A 24773-nucleotide genomic window follows, 5' to 3' on the forward strand; every position below is an offset into this window, starting at 1 on the left:
ATCACCATAAGCCAGTGCTCGGGGCTTTGCACTGGCTTATGCCGGATTCGCCGATCAGTGCTTGCGCACTTTCCAGATGCGCCAGGCAAGCCCCCCGATAATCAGGATACCCAGTGGCGCGACGATAGCGGCGGCCTGACGTGGTTCCATGCCCAGGCCAACGGCATCGAGCCCCTCGAGAGAGAGCTTGAAGAGACTGAGGATGTAATAGCTGATGACGATGATCGACAGGCCTTCGACCGCCTTCTGGATCTTGAGCTGAGAGCTGGTGCGCTCGTTGAGGCTCTTGAGCATCACCGCGTTCTGCTCCTCGATCTCGACCTGGGCACGCGTCCGCAGCAGGTCGCTCAGATGCGCCACGCTTTGCTCGAGACTCGACTGGCGGCGATCGATGGCCGCGCAATAGCGCACTGTGGGCCTGAAGCGGCGCAGGATGAAGAGCCCGAACCGTTGGCTGTCGCCGGTGCGCGTCTCGCGTAGCTCCTCGATCCGGTTAAATACGATCTTCGAGTAGGCATCGGTGGCGCTGAAGCGCACCCTAGCGCCGGCGCTGGAGTTCACCATACGCGCCGATAGCGCTGTGATGTCGCGTAGCAAAGGCCGGGAATCGGTCTCCTCGGCAGCGGCATTGCGATCCGAGAGTGCCGCCAGCTCCTCCTCGAACTGACGCATCTCGCCGCTGAGCTCCTTGGCCAGCGGCAGCGCCAGTGAGGCCATCATGCGATAGGTTTCGATTTCAAGCAGACGGCGGGTCATGCGCCCCAGCCGGTAGTCGCTGAGATGGTGATTGACGATCAGCAGATGATTGACACCGTCCTCGGTCAGGCGGAAGTCGCTCCAGACCGTGGCATCCCCGCCGCCGATGACCGAACCGGCCGGATTCCTGAAGCCAAAGCCCGTCAGATCGCCATCAACATTCACTTCATCCTCGACCCGCAGCAAGGTCGCGTTGATGACTTGCTCACGATGCGCCTCGATGATCTCGGCAAGCAGCGGGGGTGGGGCCGGCCAGGTCTTGGTGTCCGGCTGCACGGGGACCAGCAGCGTCAGGGTGAAGAACTCGGTGTGCCGCTCCCACTTCAGCACCATGCCCTCAAGGGTCAGGACCCCCTGAGCCATTTCAAGGTCAATCGCCTCACCGAGGTCATGGGCAAGACGAGCGATCAGGCGATCACAGTCGCCATCGGCGTCCAGAAAGGCATAGTGATGCAGGTGAGCAGGCGCGGCGAAATACAGCGAGGGGCGAGCATGAAGCTCGTTGTGCAGGGAGGCGCGTTGAGGATGCATGGCCGAACCTGATAGGAGGCAAAAGCTTGAGGCTACCCGCTCGCAGGGTGGCGTCAAGCATTTGCCCGCGCTTGTCTTTCTGGTGTCGTTTAGTGAGTTGTAAAGGTCTCTTGGGTGACAGACGCAGAAGGCGCCCACCAGGGGCGTCTTTGGACCAGACAAGGCTTATCGTCATCACACCAAACTAGAGCGCGGTCTCATAAGCGGCCTTGAGGCGATAGAACTCGCACACGATCTCGTCCATGGCGGCGGTGTCATAATCACGCAGGCCGCTGACCACCAGCTTCTTGGATCCTCGCCCGATATTCTGGCCACAGGCGGTAAGGCCAAACTCGAGCATCGCCTCACCACGTTTACCAAGCACCTCGAAGGTCGAGTCATCGAGCTGGAGGCCGGGATCCTCGACATCGAGACGGTCCAGCGAAAAGCCCATACTGTCGTAGATCACTAGCGGGCGCTGGGGATTAAACATGACGCCGTGGGCCTGCATCAGCGGCTTGAGATAATGCGGGAAGTTCTTGCCAGAAAAGGCGACATACCGACGCGTGAAAGGAGCAATCACATCCTCATCATGAGTCACTTCACCGCGACGCTCGACGTCCAGGTAGACCTTGCCCTGATCATCGGTGACACGAATGACGCCATCATCATGCTCCTGAAAATCCAGCGCGACCTCTGCCCCGACCATACTGCGAAAATGAAAGGTCATGCACTGAGACAGGCCAAACTTCGACAACACCAGGGCAAAGAGCAGATCGCCCGGTACGCAGAAGCGCCGCGCATCGGGATTGTGGATGGGGTTGTAGTCTCCAGCGACCTGCTTGGCGAAGCGACTGGCCTGCTCCGCGCTGATGCTAATACGGCCGTCTTGGACCTGATGAAAATTGTCGAGAAACATGCGTCGTCTTATTGCACCTCAAGGAAATATTAGGCGTCGCCCTGCCAAGGACAAGCGCAGACACGACAGTCCGTGGATGGCGGACATACTACGCACTCGACGCCATTGGCTGTCGTTTTGTAGGCGGACAACATTGTTTCCTTTGCCCCCATGTCTCGCAAAAGCCGATACGCTCTGCTACGCGGCTCAACTTTGCGGGCACAACGTAACATGTTGTCAAAAATTCGCCTATCGCTACGAGAAACTATCCCTACCGGCGCCGAAGCCAAGTCAATTTTGCCAATATCCTCTCTGGTGCCAAACTGGCTGCCCTCGTCGGGTTTCAAGATGGACTCTTCTATGAACAACGAGACGGAGGATGACTTCTGCATATGCAGTTACCCAGCAGTGCCTCATCCAGGCTCATGACGCATATCATGACAAAAGCAGATTCCGGCCATACGCCAAAGGTCGCAAATTGGCGCAACAGACCGGCATGATAGCATCACAGAAAATCATTCTTTTATAATCAAAGCTGATATAACAACTCATGCATAATCGATCGCTTTACCCCTCCTACCGCTCTCTCCCGGGGCTGGCACTTTTCCTGACCTTTCTGACTTTCAGTCCCTCGGCATGGGCCATGACCGGCGAACTTGACCTGACAGGTTCGGCCGTCGGGATACTCACTGTCGCCATCTTCGTTCTCGCCTATGTGCTTGTGATGCTTGAAGAAAAGCTACACATGCGTAAATCGAAGCCAGTCCTGGTGGCCGCGGGCTTGATCTGGGGCCTGATCGGTTGGGTCTACGTCAGCAACGGCATGCCCGATGCCGCCGAGCATGCGTTTCGCGCCACACTGCTCGAGTTCTCCGAACTGATGCTATTCCTGCTGGTCGCCATGACCTACATCAATGCCATGGACGAGCGGCGAGTCTTCGACGCACTGCGAGGCTGGATGCTGGAACGTGGTTTCAGCTACCGCAGCCTGTTCTGGCTGACCGGCGGCCTGGCCTTCGTTATTTCGCCAGTTGCCGACAACCTGACCACTGCCCTGCTGATGTGTGCGGTGGTCACCAAGGTAGCGGAGGGCGATCATCGCTTCATTAACCTGTGTTGCGTGAATATCGTCGTCGCCGCCAACGCCGGAGGCGCCTTCAGCCCGTTTGGCGACATCACCACGCTGATGGTCTGGCAGGCTGGCCTGGTGGAATTCTACGAATTCTTCGAGCTGCTGGCCCCCTCTCTGGTCAACTTCCTGGTACCCGCCGTGGTGATGAGCTTCTTCGTCAAGAAGCACCGCCCCAAGGCCCAGGGCGAGCATATCGAGATGAAGCGTGGCGCCAGACGCATTGTATGCCTGTTCTTGCTCACCGTGGCCACGGCCGTGGCCTGTCATACCCTTCTGCACCTGCCGCCTGTGCTGGGCATGATGACGGGGCTCGGTTACCTGCAGTTCTTCGGCTACTACCTGCGCCGCAGCCTGCCACGCTCGCTGGAGCGCAAGCGCAATCACTACCTGCAGCGGGGTGATCGCCAAGCACTGGAACGGCTAGGCAGTGTCGTGCCGTTTGACGTCTTCAACCGCATCGCCCGTGCAGAGTGGGATACCTTGCTGTTCTTCTACGGCGTGGTGATGTGCGTGGGTGGTCTGGGCTTCATGGGCTATTTAGGGATGCTTTCCGAGGTGCTCTACACCCAGTGGGATGCTACCTGGGCCAATGTGGCGCTAGGCCTGATTTCAGCAGTAGTCGATAACATCCCGGTGATGTTTGCCGTACTGACCATGGAACCGGAGATGTCTCACGGCCACTGGCTGCTGATCACGCTGACCGCGGGGGTCGGCGGCAGCCTGCTCTCCGTGGGCTCTGCAGCCGGCGTCGCCCTGATGGGACAAGCCCGGGGCTCCTACACCTTCATGGGACATCTCAAGTGGTCACCCGTTATTTTCCTGGGCTATGTGGCCAGCATCCTGGTGCACCTGTGGCTGAATGCCGGCAGTTTTGCTATTCAATAACCACTAAGCACGACGACTACACGCCGGTGGCCTTGTCTACCGGCGATCGTCTCCACCACCCCACTCCTATATCGCTCCACGCCTTACCGTTTCTCTTAACAAGCAAAAAAAGAAATAGATGTTCCACGTCATGGCTAATCCATCAGCCGTGCTTTATATTCAGGGTTAGACAACTAGCTGAAAACAATAATGTTTCAAACTGTAACTTTTATAACAACCTTTCAAGTTAATCCAGAGAAAAGGTGGGGGGCAGGTTTATCAATCGGATGATGCCCAGTGCTCGCTTCGCTGATAGCTCTTTTAGGGCCAAGCTTGATCATTTTGTTGGTTGCATGATGCATACAGCCACCATGGCCGACGCACAGGGAAGCGTCTGTCCGGGCTCATATGACCGACTGGGTATGTCATGTCGCGAATGAATGCCAGGCTCCTGTTTATCTCAACGCCTTGGCTGCTTGCAGCCTTGGCAATGTTACTGGCGCCTGTATGCCTGGCTGAAGATGGAAAACCTGAGATCGTCATGGTGGCCCATCAGGACGTCGCTACAACATCGCTGAATCGAGATACCGCCCGTGCCATGTTTGCCATGCGGCAGCGCACTTGGCCGAACGGGCAAGCGCTAAGAGTGTTCGTGCTTCCCAACGATCACTCGGCGCACGAGCGCTTCGCCAAGCAGGGGCTATCGGTTTACCCGCATCAGCTTCAACTTTCCTGGGACCGTGTCGTGTTTTCTGGAACAGGCCAGGCACCGACCACCGTGACATCACAAATAGAAATGCTAGAACGCATCGCTAACATCCCCGGGAGCCTGGGGTATATAGACAGGGAGCATCTGGATGATCGTGTCCAAGTCATATCGATGGAGTGAAGCAGGGACACGATTCCTTGGTTTAATCGGCCTTTTGAGTCTTGCCGGTACGGCAACATCCGCTGTCGCTCAAGATATGAGCGACACGCTTCAGGTGCATGGTTTTCTCAGCCAGGCACTGGTGGTTACCGATGAGAACAACTTCTTTGGTCCCAGCAGCGAGAGTGGTGGCAGCACCAAGTTCACCGAAATCGGGGTGAATTTCTCGGTTCGGCCCCACGAAGATGTGCTTGTTGCTGCACAAGTGCTGAGTCGGCGCGCGGGCGGTGATGGAAGCGAGGCGCACCCGAAACTCGACCATGGTGTTGTGGATTTTCAACCTCTGTCCAATCAACAGCGAAGTGTCGGAATACAAGTTGGTCGTTTCAAGAACCCATTTGGTTTCTATAACCAGACACGCGATGTTGCTTTCACACGCCCGAGCATCCTGCTCCCTCAGTCAATTTATTTTGACAGAACACGATCACTAGGCCTGGCAGCAGATGGTTTCAGCATTTATGAAGAAGAGCGAATTTCTAATGGTTCTGTAAGGTTTCAAGCAGGCATTGGTAAGCCACAAACAGAAGATGATTTCGAGCAACAAGCCTTCCCAGGAAGCAATAACACATCAATTAATAGTGACACATCTTTTATTGGCCAAATAATTTATGAGCGGAACGGAGGGGGCTTCCTCGCGGCTTTAAGCGCAGTCGACGTTTCAGGTGATGCAAAAGCGTATGGTGACACCGGGAAGTTCTATTTTCAACCCATAGTTTTGTCAATGCAAATTAACAGGGAAAAGTGGAGCATCACTTCCGAGTATGCTATCAGGAAAGTTGAAGCCAAAAACTTCGAAACACCTTCAATAAACTCAAAGTCTATTGGAGAAAGTTGGTACTTGCAGTACACAAGAAGGCTTTCTGATGACTGGCAAGGATTCTTGCGCTATGACAGTATGATCGCTGATAGGGACGACCCCTCGGGAAATAGATACGAAGCCTCGGGCGCAGGTCCCGGCCATTCTCAGTACGCCAAAGACTGGACCATGGGTGTACAATGGCGTCCACATCAACAGATATTAATATCTGCTGAATATCACTATGTCGATGGTACGGGCTGGCTATCCATCCAAGACAATCCTGACCCCGGTGAAACCCAGCGCTACTGGAACATGTTTCTAACACAGTTTTCACTTCGCTTCTGATGTCTGGAATCATTTTGATTCGGTATATATATTAAGGATAATCGCGCTTTTCTATGGCAACCCAGCAGCAGACAAAGCCAAAATTTGGATTGACATGGCGTGTTCTCGCCATGAGCAGTTTGCTGCTGCTTGGACTAACGACTACGTTCACGCTCGTAGGGCGTGAGAATTTGCTTCGCCAATTTGATGAAAGCCGTGAACTTCAGCTCCAACGGCAAAAAAGGGAAATCCACCAGGCACTCAATCAGTCGATGGACAGTCTACGCCAGACCGCTTCGCTGATAGCTTCTCCCTCCACTCAGCTGAGAAATGCCCTAAATAAAGAGGATAAAAACAGCATTATCAGTGCGTTAGGCCATAATTGGCCTACCATGCAGCTGGAGGCTGGTATAGATGAACTACAGGTATTAAGCGAAACCGGTCACACCCTTGCTGACTGGGGAGATACCCAGCCTGGAAATTCGTTACCTATCACTCAATGGGCCAAAGAAGTCATTGCTTCCGAAACACCTTTCTCCACCTTGCGCTGCTTTTCCAATTGCCGTCAGTACACACTTGCACCCATGCTAGTAAATGGTCGTAGCAGAGGCGTAATCCTGGTCTCTAGATCATTGGCAGAAGTCACTCGGCAAGCCAGAGAGGTATCCGGAAGCGATATTGCCCTTCTAATTACCGGTCAATATGCACGACAGACACTAGTTGAAAACCGAAGCGTCAGTGCTTGGCATGGCAGACTGGCAACTCTTACCAATCAGGAAGAAACCCTGCCGCTCATTCACCAGGCGGCATACAAGAGCACACTGGAAAGCCTTCAACAGACCCCGGTAAGACTCAAGCATGATGATAATCATATCGAAATCAGCACCGTCACTTTAAACGACGATAGCGATCAACGCGCAAGCGGTCATTTTTTATTAATGTCCGATATAACCTCACAAATGGATGCCATCGACCAGGATACGGGCATCATCCTGGCAACAGGGTTATTCGGCTGGTTGGCCGCCGAGGGGATGCTGCTGGCCATCCTCTGGAAACCCATGGCTAGGGTCCGCCGGCTCGCTGGTGTGTTGCCGGCATTGGCAGAAGGCGGCTTTGCCAAGACCAGGCAGGTGATTCCGAAGCCGAAGCGTCGGCTATCGGACGAGATAGACCTTCTGGATGCTACCGCACTGGATCTCGCCAGCCAGTTGGAGATGCTGCAATCAGAGGTCTATTCACGCGGTGAGTTACTGAATGCTCGTGTAGAAGAACTCGCAAGAGAACGCGATTTCATCGAAAGCCTTCTCGATACGGCCCATGTACTGATCCTGACGCAGGATGATCAAGGCAGGATCAGTCTGGTCAATCAGTATTGTCAGGACACCTTAGGACAACCCTACGAGGTGATACTCGGGCAACGCTTTGAAGCCCTCTTTCATGAAACCAGCAACGTCAGCTCTAAAGGTAGTAACCATCAACCAGAGGAGCGCCTGCTCCGCGGCAGAAAGGATGAAGAGCGTACCATTGTTTGGTATCACGCCCGCCTCGCCGATAGTGGCGATAGGGCCATGCACACGATTTCTGTGGGTCTCGATATCACGGATCGCAAGGTCGCTGAGTCACGCTTGACTTGGCTAGCCAACCGAGACTCACTAACCAGCCTATATAATCGTCGTGCCTTCCAGGAGCGGGTCGAAGACGCCCTAGCTACTGACAACGCCGGGGCAGTGCTTTTCATGGACCTCGACCAATTCAAGGATGTTAACGAGCTCAGTGGCCATCCTGCCGGCGACAGTCTTCTATTACTTGTGGCTAAAAGCATCGAAGATACAATTAACGATCGAGGGATTGTCGCGCGACTGGGCGGTGATGAGTTTGCGGTTTTACTGGAGCATGCCGATGAGTCCGAGGCCATCCACATTGCGCAGGCCCTGGAAAGGAACCTAGACAATACCTGCTTGCTATTACCGGATGGCCGGCGCCACCGCGCCAGCGTGAGCACCGGAATCGCCTGTTATCCGCTTCACGGCCATACGACGGATGAACTAATGGCGAATGCCGATGTTGCCATGTACAAAGCAAAGGAAAATAGCCTGAGAAGTTGGCATATCCTTTCTACCCTTGATGAGGCGAAAAACGAACTGTATCAGCGAGTCTACTGGATAGAGCGAATTCGCCATGCCTTGCAAAATGATGAATTCGTGCTGATGGCTCAGCCTATCGCTAGTCTTAGAGATGGGAGCGTCAAGCATTATGAAATATTGCTTCGTCTTACTGGAGAGAATGGAGAGCTTATTAGCCCTGGAGTCTTCATTCCCATAGCAGAAAAGAGTGGACAAATAGCTCAACTTGACCGTTGGGTCCTACGTCACAGCCTGGAAGCCTTATCCGGCTTACAAGATCACGGTATATCTCTATCAGTCAACCTGTCCGGACATTCACTTCATGAAGCTGGATTAAATGATTTTATTGCCAATGAACTAGGGAAAAGCGGTGCAAACCCAGAACAGCTAATTCTCGAAATAACAGAAACAGCAGCAGTGACAGATTTCTCCACCGCCAGAGGGGTCCTACAAGAAATTAGAAACCTCGGGTGCCGAACGGCATTGGATGACTTTGGTGTCGGATTTAGCAGTTTCTACTACCTTGGGCAACTCCCAGTTGACTTTATAAAAATTGACGGAACTTTCATAAGAAACATATCCAAAAACAAAGAAAGCCAACTTATTGTCAAGGCGATTACGGAGATTGCACAGGGATTTGGAAAGTCCGTAATAGCAGAATTTGTTGACAGCCAAGAGACAATAGAAATCCTCGAAAACTACGGTATCACCTTTGGCCAAGGCTTCTTCCTAGGCAAGCCAACTAGGCTATCAAATATCAAGGAATTTAAGGCGATAACTTGAAAACCATGGAAAATAAAAAAATCACAGTCGACCTTTACGAAGAATTCTATCGCCATTTCTCGTTCGAAATCGCAAAGACAAAAAAAGAAAGAATGAGAGCCTATGCTATCAGGCATCAGGTTTACCGCGAGGAAATGAAGTGCGACATTGGAGACAAAGAAAAGCCATATGAATACGATGAGTATGATAAAAACTCCACCCTGTGCATAGTTATACATAAAATGACTGGCACACCGGTGGGTTGTCTGAGACTTGTATCTCCAGATAACACGCCTCTTTCACCATGTTACATACTACCTTTGGAGAAAAACTGCAAAGGTAGCCTAACACACCCGCGTCTCAGACCCGAATGCTTCAAAAAGTCAGAAATATGTGAAATATCCAGACTAGCCGTACCCAAAGAATTTAGAAAAAAAACAAAAACACCTACTACCAAAGAGGTTTTTAAAAAAGAAACAGAGGAAATAAATAATGAACATGGACACTTATTCCCGGTAATTGGGATAAGCCTTTTTTTAGCGTCCACTGCCATTGCAGGAATCACCGGAAGACGCCATGTTTTCGCAATGATGGAAAAAAGATTCTCTAGGTTACTAGGAATGTCGGGCATCAGGTTTCAGGCAGCGGGCTCATCTATTCACTACCATGGCGAACGTTCACCATTCTATATAGATCAGCAAGAAGCAGAAAGGAGCATGAAACCTCAGCTAAAAAGACTCTACACTAGCATCAAGGAAGACTTGGAAAATCAATACTACTTACAAGAAAAGATAGAAATTGAGTCCCCACATGACGTTACGACATATTAATAAAAATCACCATGCATCAATCATCAATTTTGGCCCTGCATACAGTTTTACAGGCCACTCCAGCAGCATGATAGCCAACACGTTTCGGTGCTCCCCCCGATCCAGGTCGGTACCCCCATGCTCACCAGGGATCATCCTGGCCACTGGGTCATAGGCGCGCGCCAATGCCTGCCTGGTACGTGCTACAGCAGAATGGTCGGTTAATCCGGCTAGCAGAAAGCTGATACCGACTTCGGTGTAAATATCCGCTTTTGTCTCGGCCAAAATGCGCTCTAGATGGGTATCGAAATACTCAAGCACCCAGGCAAATTCCAAAGGATCGATCGAGTGCTGATAATAGTCGCTAGCGGCAATCACGAAGTGCGTCATGCCATAGATCTTGTTGCGAAACGAGGCTTGAGATAATGCCGTATCACGATCTGCTGGATAGTGGTCACGAAAGGCCATCGCAGCTTCATGGCGTAAATCTGTCACCCCCAATCCGTAGAGATCATAGGCCAGGTTGGCGACTTGAGCGGCATAGACTTCTAACACCTCCGGTGACGTCAGGAAATCGCGAAGTGGCTGTCCAGCTAGATACTCCTTCGCCCTATCGATTCCAGGCAGCAAATGATCATCCAAGAGGCCATGAAAGCGCGCCTGATTCAGCCTAAATGCCAAGTACTTAGCAAAGATCACCTCGTCCCACTCACCCAGCATCTGCTTGCGCCTGCGCTGCTTCGCCGTGCGCTCAGGATAACGATCAAGCATCCCAGCGGCACGTCGAGCGCCATAATCCGGCTGAGCTAAGCCCTGCAGATCTTCCTGCAGAGAGCCTATGAGACGCGCACCATAGTCCTTCAGGGGTGGCAGGTATAAGTTATCACCGGTGATACGATAAAGCCGCTGGGCATAATGGCGCTGCTTGGTAACGGGGAGTGTATCGAAAGCAGTTTCATAACGGTTCCGTATCTCGGCGGCCATATCCTCTTGAGATAACGGGGAGAACGCACACCCGGCCACCAGTACGTAGAGCAGACACAGGAGAACAAAGCGTGCCCAGAGCCCTTTTGGAGGACATGTTTCCTTTCTGATGCTGTTTGGTCGCATGCCGTCTCCCTACCCGATAATGGTGGCTAAGAGTATAGACGCGCGGCGAAAGCAGCTTCAGCGGCGGCGCCGTGATTTCTCTGGACTGATCAACTTGACCCGAACCTTGGGCCGCTGGCGCACCGCTTCCGCGCCACTACTCACTTCTGGGGCCTGTTTGGGGTCGGCGTCGCGTGCCCCTGTATCGGGGAGTTTTGGTGGACCCGTCACTACCCAGGCGAAGGTTGGCAGGCTCAATTGCCAGTAGATGGCAGCCAAGCGCAGAGCAAGCGTCAGGCCCAGTGCCAACCCAATCGCCAGGACGGCATTCAGCTGGAGTTCAAGAAGCAACACATAGGCTGTGCCGCCAATAATCGATGCCGTGGCATAGATTTCCTGACGCAGCACCATAGGCACGCGCCGCGCCAGCACGTCGCGCAACATGCCACCAGCTACTCCGGTCATCAGCCCCATCACTACCGCCACTACGCCGGCACTGCCCAGCATCAGCGCTTTGTGGGCGCCAATCACAGTAAAAAGCGCCAGCCCGCAGGCATCCGTCACCGGCAGGAAGGTGCGTGTCAGGCGATGAATATAATGAAAGCCGAGGATCGATAGCCCCACGGTTGCCAGGATGACCCACAGATAAGTGGGATCGGTAATCCAGAACACCGGGCGCACACCCAGCACCAGATCTCTTATCGTCCCGCCACCGATACTGGCCACCGCCGCCAACACCAGCATGCCGAAGGGATCCATGCGCGACCGGCAGGCAAGAATCACGCCCGACAGTGCAAAGACGATCACTCCTGCCATATCCAGCCAATAGACCAACGCTTCCACGTCATCGCTCCTCGCTCATGATATAGGGCAAAGGATACGCGATTTGTGGCGGCGCGGTGTCTGCGCAAATAGCCCCATTGAAAAGGCTTGGTAACGCACCTCATTCAGCACTAAAGGCACGGTTACGGCCACTTACCAGTGACGCCCACTGACGGCGCCAAGGCCGACCTCGCCGCGCTCAACACACAGGGTTGTCGGACCCGGCGACGCGGGAAAGGCAAGTTCGGTGAGCACCCATCGTCCTTCATCGATGAATAGCTCCGCCGAACAGCTATCGCGCAGCAACTGACAGGCGACACGCGGCCCCGCCGGCAAATGATGGTGAATCTGATGGGGAAAGTGCTCGACCAGTGCCGCCTCCGGCCCAGGATAAGGATTGCCCGGCAAATGGCGCTCGACCGTCAGATCAAGACCCGCCTCAACACCTTCAAACCGAAAGATCAGGCTGTCGTCACCGAAGGGGCGCAACGACACCGCGGCACCGGTCGAGAGTTGGAGCCGAAACTCGGTAAGCGCGGCCTCGGCTTCACCGAGTTCCAGTACGCTGCCGGGCGCCGGCCGACGCGGTACCACCAAGGCATCGAGGGCACCGGCGCTGCGGCGGACTTGCTCAGGAATCGCCTGACGCAGCACATGACCCTCGCCGCCTTCATCAGGATGCAGGCTCAACGCTCGAGGAATCGTCATCGCGCCACGCCAGTCACCTGTCGGGGTCTCGTTCGCGTATAGCCAGTTGCTCATCCAACCGATGACCAGTCGCTCGCCGGGGTGATCCGACCAACTTTGAGCGGCGTAGCAGTCAGCCCCCAGATCAAACCAGGTAACGGTCTCCGGTGGTTGATGCGGCGTAAAGTCGATCCCGTCAAAGTCGCCGATGAACACCTGGGTGCCAGAACCGCCGGCTGGGCCGCAGCGCTGCACGCCGACCATCAACACCCATCGTTCGACGTCACCCCCCTGCTCCCCTTGGCTACCTTCGATGGGCAAAGGGAAAAGATCCGGGCACTCCCAGGCCCACTCATCGTGAGCACCGTGCTCGGCGCCGAACACCGACACCTTCTCCCACTCAGCACCGCCCTGGGTACGATAAATACCGAGCTGTTGGCCTTCGGTGAGGACCATCACCCAGTGCGCGCTTTCGGCATGCCAGAACACCTTGGGATCGCGAAAATCCTGCAGGCCCGGGTTGTCGAGAATCGCCTTATCGCACGTCTGCCAGCTGCGACCGCCATCACGGCTGGCCGCCATCGCCTGGCACTGATGATCGAACTCGGGTGACTCACCCGGCACATGGCGGGTGAAGAAGGCCACCAGCGGCGTGACCATGTCGGCACGCAGGGTGCCGCATACGGCCTTGCGCGGCACCGTAGTGATCTCGCATTCCGCGACGAAGCTATGCTGCCAATCGACCACTGCACTGCCCGAGAAGCACATGCCGTGCGCGTCGGGTGCAAGCGCCACCGGCCGATGGGTCCAGTGCACCAGGTCGCGGCTGCTGGCATGCCCCCAGTGCATTGGCCCCCAGACGGTGTCATCCGGGTAGCACTGATAGAAGAGGTGGTACTGCCCGGCGTGATGCACCAACCCGTTGGGGTCGTTCATCCAGCCCTTGGGCGGCGTGAAGTGCAAGAGCGGGCGGAATGCCGGCGTCGGATCAATAGCATCGCTCATGTCAGGCTCGCGGCAGGTGGCATCGAAACGAAAAGGACGACCCTACCACCTGGGTCACAGAGTCAATAGGCCCCAACACGATTCGGTAAAGGCGATTCGTGTTGGGGCCACTATCAGAGGCGAACGGGCAAGAAATAGTAAGGCCCCGCGGCAATGCGCAGGGCCTTACATGCCGCAGTACGGGAAGGTCAGCATTATGGCCGGAATGAGTGCTTAACCGGCAACCACCTCAGCCGATGCTGCCACCGCCCTGGCGGGTGATCACCACCACCGAGGGGCGCGGCGGCATGCCGTCCTTGAAGTCCGGCCAGCGGGTCGCCGGGTCCTCGAAGGAGGAGCGGCGGTCTTCGCGACCCGGGAAGGCCTGGGTACCGTCGGAGGCCGGATGCTGCACGGCGACGAAAAGGGCACTGTCGTCCGGGCTGAAGCAGGGGCCACACATCTCGGCGCCCAGCGGCACGCGGAAGAACATCTTGCCGGTGCCGCGGCGCTCCCCTTGCGTCTCCAGGGCCCAGACGCCATCGGCGGTGCCGGACTTGGCCCAGTTGCTGCCCTGGTCGGTGGTCACCCACAGCCGGCCGCGATGATCGACGGCGCAGTTATCCGGGGCGGCAAACCAGCCATTCTCGCTGGTGGCCGGATTCCACATGGCGCCCACCTCGGCCTTGTCCGGATCGCCACACTTGACCAGGATTTCCCAGCCATCACGGGTAGCAGCATGGTCGCCGTTCTCGGTGGCGATCTCGATGATATGGCCGAAGGTGTTGTCGGGGCGCGGGTTAGCGGCATCGACCTGGTCCGGCTCACGCTTGTTATTGTTGGTCAGCATCACATAGACGCGGCCGGTCTCGGGGTTGGCCTCGACGTCTTCCGGGCGGTCCATCGGCGTGGCGCCCAGAGCATCACCGGCGAGGCGCGTCTTGATCAGTACCTCGGCCTGGCTGGCAAAGCCATTCTCGGCGGTCAGCGGTCCCTCACCATGGATCAGCGGCAGCCATTCGACCTGACCGTCGGCCGAGAAGCGTGCGACATACAGCGTGCCATGATCCAGGAGATCGCGATTGGCCGCCGGGTTGGCAGTATCGACGGCATCGCGGGTCACGAACTTGTAGAGATAGTCGAAGCGCTGGTCATCGCCCATGTAGACCACCAGACGCCCATCGCTTGAGATCACGCTCGCCGCACCTTCGTGCTTGAAGCGGCCCATCGCGGTGCGCTTGATCGGGGTCGAGCTCGGATCCATCGGGTCGATCTCGACCACCCAGCCGAAGCGATTGGATTCGTTGGGCTCCTTGGCGATGTCAAAGCGATCGTCATAGCGACCCCAGGCATAGCCCATGGCCGGGATACCGTAGCGTTCGAGCAGCGAGACATTCGGGTGACCGCTCGTGTCGCCCATGAAGTAGTAATGAATATTTTCTTCGCAGGTCAGCACCGTGCCCCAGGGCGTGTTGCCGCCGGCGCAATTGTTGAAGGTGCCGATCACCGAGCGACCGGACGGGTCGGCATTGGTCTGCATCAGCGCATCGCCAGCCGCCGGGCCACTGATGGCCATCTCGGTGGAACGCGGCGTGATGCGACGGTTGTACTGGCTGTCCGTGAGATACTGCCACTTGCCGTTTTGCCGCTTGATCTCGACTACCGAGAGGCCGTGTGCGGCCTGCTCGATCTCGGCAAGCTCCCGGGTCAGACCGGTGAAGTCGTGCTCATCCAGCGGGCCCGGCAGGCCGGGGAACATCAGTTCCTCGTTGGTGTACTCGTGGTTGACCACCAGCAGACCGTGGTCCGGGTTGCCATTGAGCGGCACGAAGCCGATATAGTCATTGTTGTAGCCGAACTGACGCTCCTGAGCATCGGCGCTTTGACGTTGCGGGTCGAATGCCTCGGCATCGGTGAAAAGCGGGTCGCCCCAGCGGATCAGCACGTCGGCGTCATAGCCCTCGGCGACGTGGTGGGTGGTATCGACACCGTGGGCGATCTCGTCAAAGGCGAAGCGGCCGGCGCTACCGGCCTCATTGGCGATGGCCGCGGTCAGCGGGTTCATGGCCCCAATCGCAGCGACACCCAAGCCACCATAGCTCATGCCCTTGAGAAAGCCGCGGCGTGAATAGCGCCTGGCGATGATGTCGCCAAGCGGCTCGCTGATCACCGGGTTGCTGGGCGTGTCTTCGGCATCTTCGAAATGGGCGCGGCGATTAAACACCATGGGGATCATCCTCTATCAGCCAGTGGCATATCGTGTCGGGCTGATAGCATGCCGCTTCTCCCATGACAGCGGCGTGATGACTTGATGTCAGTATGAAGTCAGGCCCGCCTCAGGGTCGCTGCGATGACTGCCATGCAAGCGTTGGACGTGAAGACGCTTCTGCCTCCTGTTCACGGTACCCCCCTTCGCCCTGCTCTTCTGTACCTGGCTCTTCTGTACCTGGCTTTTCTGTACCTGGCTTTTCTATCCCCGGTTCTTTGCCGTCCTGATCCGTACCGTCCTGATCATTGCCATTCGGGTGCTTGCCGTCCGGTTCGGCCTCCTGCGTCGTTTCGATCGCCTCAGCGTCATTGCCATCGCCGCGAGCCGGTTCGTTAGTCTCGGCCGCACCGCCGGGGTCGAGCTCCAGTCGGGCCCGCTCGGTAAGCTCCCGTGGCAGTTCCTTCTTTACCGCCACGCCGAGTTCGCGAAACTCGTGTGTCTGCTTGATCAGGTTGCCCTTGCCGGCGCTTAACTGGTTGATCGCCTTGTCGTAGCTCAGGCGAGCGCCGTCGAGCTTCTTGCCGACGTCTTCCATGCTGGTGAGGAAGACACGCAGCTTGTCGTAGAACTTCTCGGCCCGGCTGGCAAGCTCCGCCGAGTGACGGCTCTGATCCTCGAAGCGCCACAGCTGACGCACGATGTTGAGGCTGGTCAGCAGGGTGGTGGGCGTGGCCACCAGCACGTTGTTCTCGATGGCGCGCTGATAAAGGCTCTCGTCATGCTTGAGCGCCTCGACGTAGGCGGACTCGACGGGAATGAACATCACCACCACTTCCGGCGAATTGAGCCCCGGCAGGTCGTAGTAGTGACGATCGGACAACTCGGTGATGCGATCCCCCACCGCCTTGCAGTGCTCAGAAAGGGCCTGATAGCGCTCGGCGTCGCTGTCGCCGTTGACGTAGCGGGTATAAGCGGCAAGCGAGGTCTTGGCGTCGATCACCAGATGCTTTTGCTGGGGCAGGTAGACGATGGCATCCGGGCGCCGGCGGCCGTCCTCGGTCGTGAAGCTGACCTCACGGTCATAGTCCTTGCCACGACGCAGGCCAGCGCCATCCAGCACATTCTCGAGCATCAGCTCGCCCCAGTTGCCCTGGATCTTCTTCTGGCCCTGCAGGGCGTTGGTCAGTTTATCGGCCTGGTCGGTAATCGCCTGGTTCAAGGATTGCAGGTGCTTGAGCTCGGTACGCAACTGCACGCGCTGCTCACTCTCCTGCTGGTGGATCGACTCGACCTTCTCACGAAAGCCCTTCATCTCGTTCTGGATTGGCTGCAAGAGGCCCGTCAGACGCTGCTGGGACATGTCCGAGAAGGCCTTGCCCTTACGCTCGAGAATCTCGTTGGCAAGATTCTCGAATTCCTGTTTCAACTGATCGCGACTCTCCTTGACCAACGCGAGCTGCTCATCGAAGTGCTGCTGCTTCTGGGACAGCGTGCTTTTCAGCTCGCCGTGAGTGGTCTGTAGCGCCGAGAGCTCCTCGGCCAGCGCCTCGCGGGCCGCCTTCTCGCGCTCCCACCAGGCCTGATAGTTGACCAACGCCGCCTGCTTTTCGTCGCGTTGGGTACTCGCCGAGCGCAGGCTCTCGCGCAGGTCCGCGACTCGCTCCTGGCTCTCTTCCAAAGCCTGTTCGAGTTTGGCGCGCTGCGACTCCACTCGCTCGAGGCGTGCCTCACGCTCAGACAGGCGTTCGTGGAAACCGTCCGAGAGCGCCGACTGATGCTCGCGCAGCCGGGTCAGCGACTCGGTCAGCGTGGCCTTCTCTTCACCCAGCGTCTGCGAGCGCTGGCGAGACGCGGTCAGCTCATCATCAAGCCGCGCCCTCTCCTCTTCACGGGCCGCCAAGGCGTCACGCAGGCTTGAAAGCTCGGTCTCGAGCCGCGCCCGGGCAAGCTCCGACTGGGAAAGCGCCTCGCGCTTCTCGGCCAGTGCCGCTTCGCGTTCGGCAATGACGGCCTCCTTGGCCGTCAGGGTATCCGTCTGACGCGCCAGTTCCTCGCGCAGTGAATCCAGCTGCGCCTCTGCCTCGGCGTAAGCCTGCTTAAGCGCCGCCCGGCTCCGGCGTTTGGCAAGCACCGATGTCACCAGGACTCCCAGTGCGAAGGCCACCAAGGCCGCCAACGCGGCCATCAGTCTCGGATCAAGGGTCATGCATGCGTCCTTGTAATGAAGCGTGGCCGGCAAGGCACGCCGGCAGCAGATGCTGGCGGCGGCCGGCCTGACGTGATCTTACTGCACGGTTTCCTGATCGCCGAAGGAGTCGGCGAAGAGCGCGGAGCTCAGGTAGCGCTCGGCGTTGTCCGGAAGGACCACGACGATATTCTTGCCGTGATGCTCGGGCAGTTGGCCGACGCGCACCGCGGCCACCACGGCTGCACCGCAGGAGATGCCGCAGAGGATGCCTTCCTCCAGCATCAAGCGGTGCGCCATGGCCATGGCGTCCTCATTGCTGACCTGCTCGACCTGGTCGATCAGATCGAGATCGAGGTTCTTGGGCACGAAACCGGCACCGATGCCCTGAATCTTGTGCGGGGCGGGCGATAGTGTCTCGCCGGCCAGCGCCTGGGTGATGATCGGCGAGGCAGTAGGCTCGACGGCGACGCTGTGGATCGCCTTGCCCCGGGTCTGCTTCAGATAGCGCGAGACGCCGGTCAGGGTGCCGCCGGTGCCCACGCCGGCAACGAAGACATCCACCGCGCCGTCGGTATCGTTCCAGATCTCGGGGCCGGTGGTGGTCTCGTGGATACGCGGATTGGCGGGGTTATCGAACTGCTGGGGCATGAAGTAGCGACCGGGCTCGGCGGCGGCGATTTCCTCGGCCTTGGCGATGGCGCCCGGCATGCCCTTGGCGGGCTCGGTCAGCACCAGTTCGGCGCCCAGCGCCTTGAGGACCTGACGCCGCTCGAGGCTCATCGAGGCCGGCATGGTCAGCATCACCTTGTAGCCACGGGCGGCGGCGACGAAGGCAAGCGCAATGCCGGTATTGCCGCTGGTCGGCTCGATGATGGTCATGCCCGATGTGAGCACGCCGCGCTCTTCGGCGTCCCAGATCATCGCCGCGCCGATCCGGCACTTCACCGAATAGGCCGGGTTGCGGCCCTCGATCTTGGCCCAGATGGTCGCGCCTTCACTGACCCGGTTGAGGCGGACCAGTGGGGTGTTGCCGATCGCGAGCGAGTTGTCATCGTGGATATTGGCCATGTGTCCTTCCTTGGTTGATGTCTGCATGAAATAGGAATTAAGCCGATCATTGTACGGGCTTTGGCGCACGGGCCTCGACGAAGGTCCGGTAATCCTGGGCCACACAGTCGGCATAAGTCAGAGCCAGCGTGGACACCACGTCGACAAATTTTTCCTGTCGACCATCGAGGCACTCACAGACATTGCGGGCAAAGCACGCCGGGTCTTCCTGGTTCAGTGCGCGTGCACCGCGCAGGTGCTCGCGAGCGAGAATTCGCCCCCACTGTTTGACCAGCTGACGGTAGGGCTTGGCGCCGTCGAGCTTGTGGGTGGGGAAGTCCTCCTTGAACGGCGACCGCTCACGCACCGAAAACACCGTGTCTCCCAGGTGCAGCCAGCCAAGATACATATCAGGGTGCTCGGCAATAGCACTAAAGGCGGCGGCATGACGGGTGCCTTCATGAGGGAAGGTCGCTCTCCAGGCACGTTTTTCGGCGGCATTCATCTTGCGCCAGCCTTCCGGCGGCGTCTGCTCCTTCACATCGAGAATCACGTCGTCATGCTCATGGTCGCGTCCGCCTTCGATCAATACATAGTAACGATCGAGCCCCAGTGAACCGGTACCGGCATCGAGACGCCGTGCCATGTCCTTGACCCGGAAGTGGTCTTCTTCGGCCTTTGCGCGACGCCCGCCGAGGGTATCCCGGTACTCTTCCTCGATGGCCTTGCGCAGCTGACTCCCCAGGTGGGCGGGCAAGCGAGCCAGCTTCTCAGGCCGTTCCTCGAAGGCGAAACGCCGCCCCGACTCATCCAGGGTGGTCCACTTGTCGAGCATCTTCGCGCGGCTTTCCTTGCGCGCCACCTTCTCGAGAAAAGGCGCCAGCGGTCCCTTGGCGGTCTCCAGGGTCACCGCCATGGGCGTCTCGCCGCGCACATGTCCGGCCAGCTCATCGTGATAGCTCTCGAGCAGTTTCTTCAGGGCCTTGCGGGTCCCCTTGCGTGACAGGCCGACATTCTCGCGGGCATCGAGAACCAGGCTGATGGCCAGGCGCCACAGGTCGTACTGATAGTCGCCGATCAGGGCATCGTCGAAGTCATCCATGCCGTAACGCACGGCATCGTCATGATGGCCGTAGGCGCCGAAGTTGTACGCATGCGCATCCCCCTGCAGCCAGGTCTGGGTCTCGGGCAAACCACCGAACAGCGCGAATCGCCAGTCATGCCAGACATCGTCCCAGTAGAGGTGGTTGGTGCCCCGAAAGAAGCGATACGGCGACTCTGCCAGCTTGCCGAACTTGGCCTTTCTGTCGGCATCGGAAAGTCGTGCATTGGCGGTATCGATGGCGTCCAGCACTTGCTGGGGGCGGTTATGGCGCGTCAGAGGTTGCGACATGTGACGTGACTCCTCGAGCTGTCGGGACATCCAGGGTGGCTCTCCCATGCTAGGCACAAAGTCTTGTGGAAGATACCTCGCCGCCGCTTGGCGGCCTCAGCGGGGCTTACTAAGCTTAAAAGCAACGCTTGACGGGGGATCTGCCCATGCGCCTCACTGCCTTCTCGCTCGCCCTGGTGGCGACCCTCGCGGTACTGCCAGCCAGCGCCGAGACTCGCAGCATCCTGGTGCTCGACGCCTCGGGGTCGATGTGGGGCCAGATCGACGGTGAGGCGAAGATCACCATCGCCCAGCGAGTGCTTAGCGATTTGCTCGACGCCGTCGATGACACCGACAGCCTGGGACTGATCGCCTACGGCCATCGCCGCAAGGGCGACTGCGGCGACATCGAGGTGTTGGTGCCACCGGCCCCGGGAGGGCGTGAGACGATTCGCCGCGCGGTCAGCGGCATCTCGCCCAAGGGCAAGACCCCGCTGAGCGCCGCGGTCATCCAGGCGGCCGAGACGCTCAAGTACGAGGAGGAACGCGCCAGCGTGATCCTGGTATCCGACGGCCGCGAGACCTGCGACCTGGATCCCTGTGAGGTGGGCCGTCAACTCGAGGCCACCGGCGTCGACTTCACGGCCCATGTGGTGGGCTTCGACGTCAGAGCGAAGGAAGACCAACGTCAGTTGGCCTGCCTGGCCGAAGCCACCGGCGGCCGCTTCCTGACCGCCGCCACGGCCACCGAGCTCCGCGAGGCCCTGAAGACGGTCAGCGAGCCCCCCGAGCCGGTGATGGTGGATACGCGCCTCCGGGCCACCGAGGGCGAGGATGGGCCGATCATCACTCAAGGCCTGCGCTGGACCCTGACCCCCCAAGGCGACGCCGCCCCACTCCTGTCCGATATCGACACCGCCGGCATCCATATGGCCTTGGCCCCCGGCGACTACCGCGCCGAGGTCGTGCGCCCGGCAGACGCCACCCGCGCCGACCTCGATTTCACCCTCGAGGCGGGGCCCGCCCGCACCCTGAGCCTCCCGCTCGAAGTGCCGATGGCCGCCGCGAGTCTCGAGGCGCCGCCCAATGCCCCGGCCGGCGAAGCGCTTCAGGTCGTCTGGGAGGGCCCCGACGAGCCACGGGATTATCTGAGCATCGCCGCCCCGGAACAGCCGCCTCATCAATACGACAACTACGCCTACACCCGTGACGGCAGCCCGCTCACGTTGATCATGCCGCCGGAACCCGGCGAGTACGAGATCCGCTACGTCCAGCGCCGGGACAGCCAGGTGCTCGCCCGCGTGCCGATCACGATCACCCCGGTCACCGCCAGCCTCGAGGCGCCGCCCAACGCCCCAGCCGGCGAGTCCCTGACGATCGCCTGGCAGGGTCCCGACTATCCCCGCGACTACCTGAGCATCGCCGCCCCGAACCAGCCGCCTCATCAGTACGCCAACTACGCCTACACCCGCGACGGCAGCCCGCTCACGCTGACCATGCCGCCGGAACCCGGCGAGTACGAGATCCGCTACGTCCAGCGCCAGGGCAGCCAGGTGCTCGCCCACGTACCGATCACGATCACCGCGGTCACCGCCAGCCTCGAGGCGCCGCCCAACGCCCCGGCCGGCGAGTCTCTGACGATCGCCTGGCAGGGCCCCGACTATCCCCGCGACTACTTGAGCATCGCCGCCCCGGGTCAGCCACCTCATCAGTACGCCAACTACGCCTACACCCGCGACGGCAGCCCGCTCGAGCTGACCATGCCGCCGGAACCCGGCGAGTACGAGATCCGCTACGTCCAGCGCCAGGGCAGCCAGGTACTCGCCCGCGTGCCGATCACGATCACCGCGGTCACTGCCAGTATCGATGCCCCGCCCAGCGCCCTCGCCGGCGACACCCTGCAGGTCGTCTGGCAGGGCCCGGCCTACCCGCGCGACTACCTGAGCATCGCCGCCCCCGACCAGCCGCCTCATCAGTACGCCAACTACGCCTACACCCGGACGGGTAGCCCGCTTGCGCTGACCATGCCGCCGGAACCCGGCGACTACGAGATTCGTTACATCCAGCGCCAGGGCAGCCAGGTGCTCGCCCACGTACCGATCACGATCACTGCGGTCACCGCCAGCCTCGAGGCCCCGCCCAGCGCCCTCGCCGGCGAGTCCCTGGAAATCACCTGGCAGGGTCCCGACTATCCCCGCGACTACCTGAGCATCGCCGCTCCCGAACAGCCGTCGCACCAGTACCAGAGCTATGCCTATACCCGTCAGGGCAGCCCGCTGACGCTGACCCTGCCGACCGAACCCGGCGACTACGAGATTCGCTATGTCCAACGCCAGGGAAGCAAGGTGCTGGCCAGTGTCAGGCTCGAGATCCGTGCGGCCCCGGACTGATCCATGACGACCTGGCCGCGGCCGGGCCTCGCTCGGTCGCGGCGGGCGTTGTATCCTGCGCAGTGGATTCCTAATATTCCTGCACAGGTGGCCCGCCTCATGACGTCCCTGCTCCGCCCCCTTATCCTGTTGTGCCTGCTGCCATCGCTGACCGTCTTGACCGGCTGCACCATCAACACCTACCCGGACGGTCACCGCGAGACGGTGCTCGGCGCGCCCGGTGACGAGACACCCACGCCCTATTCACCCGGGGTGATTCTCGATGAGAACGGCGAGCCCCGCGCGATCAGCGATGCGCCGCGCTGAGGGCCTGACAAAGCACATCACTTAACACAGCGAGCTAGACCACTCATCGCCAGCGCCCGATTCAAGGCGCCATGAGACGCTGGACCGGCCACCTGAGGAATAGCCATGGAATGGACACCCGCGATGCTCTGGCTCGCCACCGCACTGGTACTTGGCCTTGCCGAGTTGACCTCCGGCGCCCTGCTGCTGCTGGCGCTGGCCATCGCCGCCGCTCTGACTGCCACCACCGCCGCGATAGGGCTGCCCTTCAGCGGGCAACTGCTGGCCATGGGCGTACTCTCCGGAGTGCTGGTGCCGCTCACCATCAAGGTGATCCGCCCGCGTTTCTCGCCCAAGGGCGTGGCCTACGGCACCACCGGCACCGGAGTGGAACGCGGTCATCGCTACGTGACCATCGAACGTGACTTCGACGGCGCCAGCGGCCTTAAGATCAATGGCGACTTCTATCGTCTGCGCGTTGATGGCTCTACTACTACCCGACTGCCTGCGGGTACCAAGGTCATCTTCAAGGAATTCGATGGCACCACCGCCATCGTTGAGTTGGCATCCGCCAACCCCTCATCACAGGAGCCGTAAAAATGGACTTTCCGTTGAGCCCGGGGCTGATTCTCAGCCTGATCGTGGTCGTCATGGGTATTCTGATCATCGCCAAGGGGCTGGTGATCGTGCGCCAGTCAGAGGTCATGGTGATAGAGCGGCTGGGCTCGTTCAGTCGGGTGCTCGAGAGCGGCATCAACATCATCATTCCCTTCATCGAGCAGCCCCGCGCCATCACCATGATCCGCTACAAGAAGATGGGCGAAGAATATCTGCCGCTGACTAGCGACGAGGTCCGTATCGACCGCCGCGAAACGGTGATGGATTTCCCAGGCCAGCCGGTGGTAACCACCGACAACGTCACCGTGACCATCAACGGCGCCCTCTACTACCAGATCATCGACCCCAAGCGCGCCGTCTACGAGGTCGAGAACATGAGCCAGGCGGTGGAGGTGCTGGCCAAGACCACCCTGCGTTCAGTGGTGGGCAAGATGGAACTCGACAAGCTGTTCGAGTCCCGCGCCGAGGTCAACAACGAGATCCAGGCCTCGATGGAGGAGCCGGCCTCGAAGTGGGGCGTAAAGATATCCCGGGTCGAGGTGCAGGACATCGCCATGCCCGAAGAGGTCGAGTCCGCCATGCGCCTGCAGATGGCCGCCGAGCGCAAGCGTCGCGCCACCGTCACCGAGGCCGAGGGCGAGAAGTCCGCCGCCATCGCCATGGCCCAAGGTCAGCGGGAATCGGCGATCCTCAACGCCGAAGGCGACAAGGAATCCGCCATCCTGCGCGCCCAGGGCGAGCAGGAGTCGATCAAGCTGGTGCTCAACGCCATCGGCGAGAGCGAGGAGAATAAGCGCACCGTGGTCGGCTACCTGCTGGGCCAGAGCTACATCAAGGTGCTGCCGACCATGGCCAAGGACGGCGAACGGGTCTTCGTGCCCTATGAATCCTCGGCGCTACTCGGCTCGATGGGCATGTTCCGCGAAATGGCCGGCAGCCCGGAAGACACCGTGGGTCAGCATCTCAAGTCTAGCGCCAGCCAGACCGGCTTGCGCAGCGGCATGATGGGAGGTGCCGGTTCAGGCTCGGGGAGCTGAGACAGACACCAGGCCGGCTCATGACGGTGACGCCCTCGCCGTGATCGACGCGGGGCTCATGAGCCAGCCCCGCGCCCCAGACCTTCGTCGTAGTCGCTCCCGGTCCTCCGGGCCCATCGGGCATACTACCGGGCCAGCCA

General features: G+C 59.0%; 18 protein-coding genes. 9 read left to right on the top strand and 9 right to left on the bottom strand.

Going from position 1 to position 24773, the window contains the following annotated elements; translation table 11 throughout:
* Positions 1-54: 54 nt before the first annotated feature.
* Positions 55-1287 (bottom strand): DUF3422 domain-containing protein, encoded by a 1233-nt coding sequence (locus ETC27_RS05385; protein WP_136253974.1) that lies wholly within the window; start codon positions 1285-1287, stop codon positions 55-57.
* Positions 1288-1471: 184 nt separating this feature from the next.
* Positions 1472-2185 carry a DUF3581 family protein gene (locus ETC27_RS05390; RefSeq protein WP_136253975.1) on the bottom strand — a complete coding sequence of 238 codons (714 nt, stop codon included), beginning with the start codon at positions 2183-2185 and terminating at the stop codon, positions 1472-1474.
* A 622-nt stretch (positions 2186-2807) separates the two neighbouring features.
* On the opposite strand from ETC27_RS05390, the gene nhaD reads away from it, so the two are divergent.
* From nhaD to ETC27_RS05415, 5 genes are all read left to right on the top strand, one after another.
* Positions 2808-4181 (top strand): sodium:proton antiporter NhaD, encoded by a 1374-nt coding sequence (gene nhaD / locus ETC27_RS05395; protein WP_240724814.1) that lies wholly within the window; start codon positions 2808-2810, stop codon positions 4179-4181.
* Between the two features lie 406 nt (positions 4182-4587).
* Positions 4588-5049, top strand: coding sequence for a hypothetical protein (locus ETC27_RS05400; RefSeq protein WP_306462159.1), 462 nt, complete (start codon positions 4588-4590; stop codon positions 5047-5049).
* Positions 5018-6232 (top strand): porin family protein, encoded by a 1215-nt coding sequence (locus tag ETC27_RS05405; RefSeq protein WP_205742690.1) that lies wholly within the window; start codon positions 5018-5020, stop codon positions 6230-6232. The genes ETC27_RS05400 and ETC27_RS05405 overlap by 32 nt, the downstream gene beginning before the upstream one ends.
* Positions 6233-6285: 53 nt before the next feature.
* Positions 6286-9117: a bifunctional diguanylate cyclase/phosphodiesterase gene (locus ETC27_RS05410; protein ID WP_136253977.1), complete on the top strand. Its 2832-nt coding sequence runs from the start codon at positions 6286-6288 to the stop codon at positions 9115-9117.
* A gap of 5 nt (positions 9118-9122) precedes the next feature.
* Positions 9123-9926, top strand: coding sequence for a PEP-CTERM/exosortase system-associated acyltransferase (locus tag ETC27_RS05415; protein WP_240724831.1), 804 nt, complete (start codon positions 9123-9125; stop codon positions 9924-9926).
* Between the two features lie 6 nt (positions 9927-9932).
* On the opposite strand, the gene ETC27_RS05420 is transcribed toward ETC27_RS05415, so the two are convergent.
* The 7 genes from ETC27_RS05420 to ETC27_RS05450 all read right to left on the bottom strand — a co-directional run bounded on the left by ETC27_RS05420 (position 9933) and on the right by ETC27_RS05450 (position 20324).
* Positions 9933-11015 (bottom strand): DUF3541 domain-containing protein, encoded by a 1083-nt coding sequence (locus ETC27_RS05420; protein WP_136253979.1) that lies wholly within the window; start codon positions 11013-11015, stop codon positions 9933-9935.
* 57 nt (positions 11016-11072) lie between these two features.
* Positions 11073-11837, bottom strand: coding sequence for a trimeric intracellular cation channel family protein (locus ETC27_RS05425; protein ID WP_136253980.1), 765 nt, complete (start codon positions 11835-11837; stop codon positions 11073-11075).
* Positions 11838-11969: 132 nt separating this feature from the next.
* Positions 11970-13508: a glycoside hydrolase family 32 protein gene (locus ETC27_RS05430; protein ID WP_136253981.1), complete on the bottom strand. Its 1539-nt coding sequence runs from the start codon at positions 13506-13508 to the stop codon at positions 11970-11972.
* A gap of 229 nt (positions 13509-13737) precedes the next feature.
* Entirely contained in the window at positions 13738-15714 is a 1977-nt protein-coding gene (locus ETC27_RS05435) for a PhoX family protein (protein WP_136253982.1), read from the bottom strand.
* A 109-nt stretch (positions 15715-15823) separates the two neighbouring features.
* Entirely contained in the window at positions 15824-17902 is a 2079-nt protein-coding gene (locus ETC27_RS05440; protein ID WP_240724815.1) for a DNA recombination protein RmuC, read from the bottom strand.
* A gap of 78 nt (positions 17903-17980) precedes the next feature.
* Positions 17981-18952, bottom strand: coding sequence for a cysteine synthase A (gene cysK / locus ETC27_RS05445; RefSeq protein ID WP_136253983.1), 972 nt, complete (start codon positions 18950-18952; stop codon positions 17981-17983).
* Positions 18953-18998: 46 nt separating this feature from the next.
* Positions 18999-20324: a DUF2252 domain-containing protein gene (locus ETC27_RS05450; protein WP_136253984.1), complete on the bottom strand. Its 1326-nt coding sequence runs from the start codon at positions 20322-20324 to the stop codon at positions 18999-19001.
* Between the two features lie 146 nt (positions 20325-20470).
* Between ETC27_RS05450 and ETC27_RS05455 the strand changes: the two genes are divergently transcribed.
* The 4 genes from ETC27_RS05455 to ETC27_RS05470 all read left to right on the top strand — a co-directional run bounded on the left by ETC27_RS05455 (position 20471) and on the right by ETC27_RS05470 (position 24633).
* Positions 20471-22693 carry a vWA domain-containing protein gene (locus tag ETC27_RS05455; protein ID WP_136253985.1) on the top strand — a complete coding sequence of 741 codons (2223 nt, stop codon included), beginning with the start codon at positions 20471-20473 and terminating at the stop codon, positions 22691-22693.
* 99 nt (positions 22694-22792) lie between these two features.
* Positions 22793-22999 (top strand): hypothetical protein, encoded by a 207-nt coding sequence (locus ETC27_RS05460; protein ID WP_136253986.1) that lies wholly within the window; start codon positions 22793-22795, stop codon positions 22997-22999.
* 105 nt (positions 23000-23104) lie between these two features.
* Entirely contained in the window at positions 23105-23575 is a 471-nt protein-coding gene (locus tag ETC27_RS05465; protein WP_136253987.1) for an NfeD family protein, read from the top strand.
* A gap of 2 nt (positions 23576-23577) precedes the next feature.
* The gene (locus ETC27_RS05470; protein ID WP_136253988.1) at positions 23578-24633 is read left to right on the top strand and encodes an SPFH domain-containing protein; all 1056 of its coding nucleotides are present in this window, start codon (positions 23578-23580) and stop codon (positions 24631-24633) included.
* Positions 24634-24773 lie beyond the last annotated feature (140 nt).

Origin of the sequence: Onishia niordana (genome assembly GCF_004798965.1) — a bacterium.
GTDB lineage: Bacteria > Pseudomonadota > Gammaproteobacteria > Pseudomonadales > Halomonadaceae > Onishia > Onishia niordana.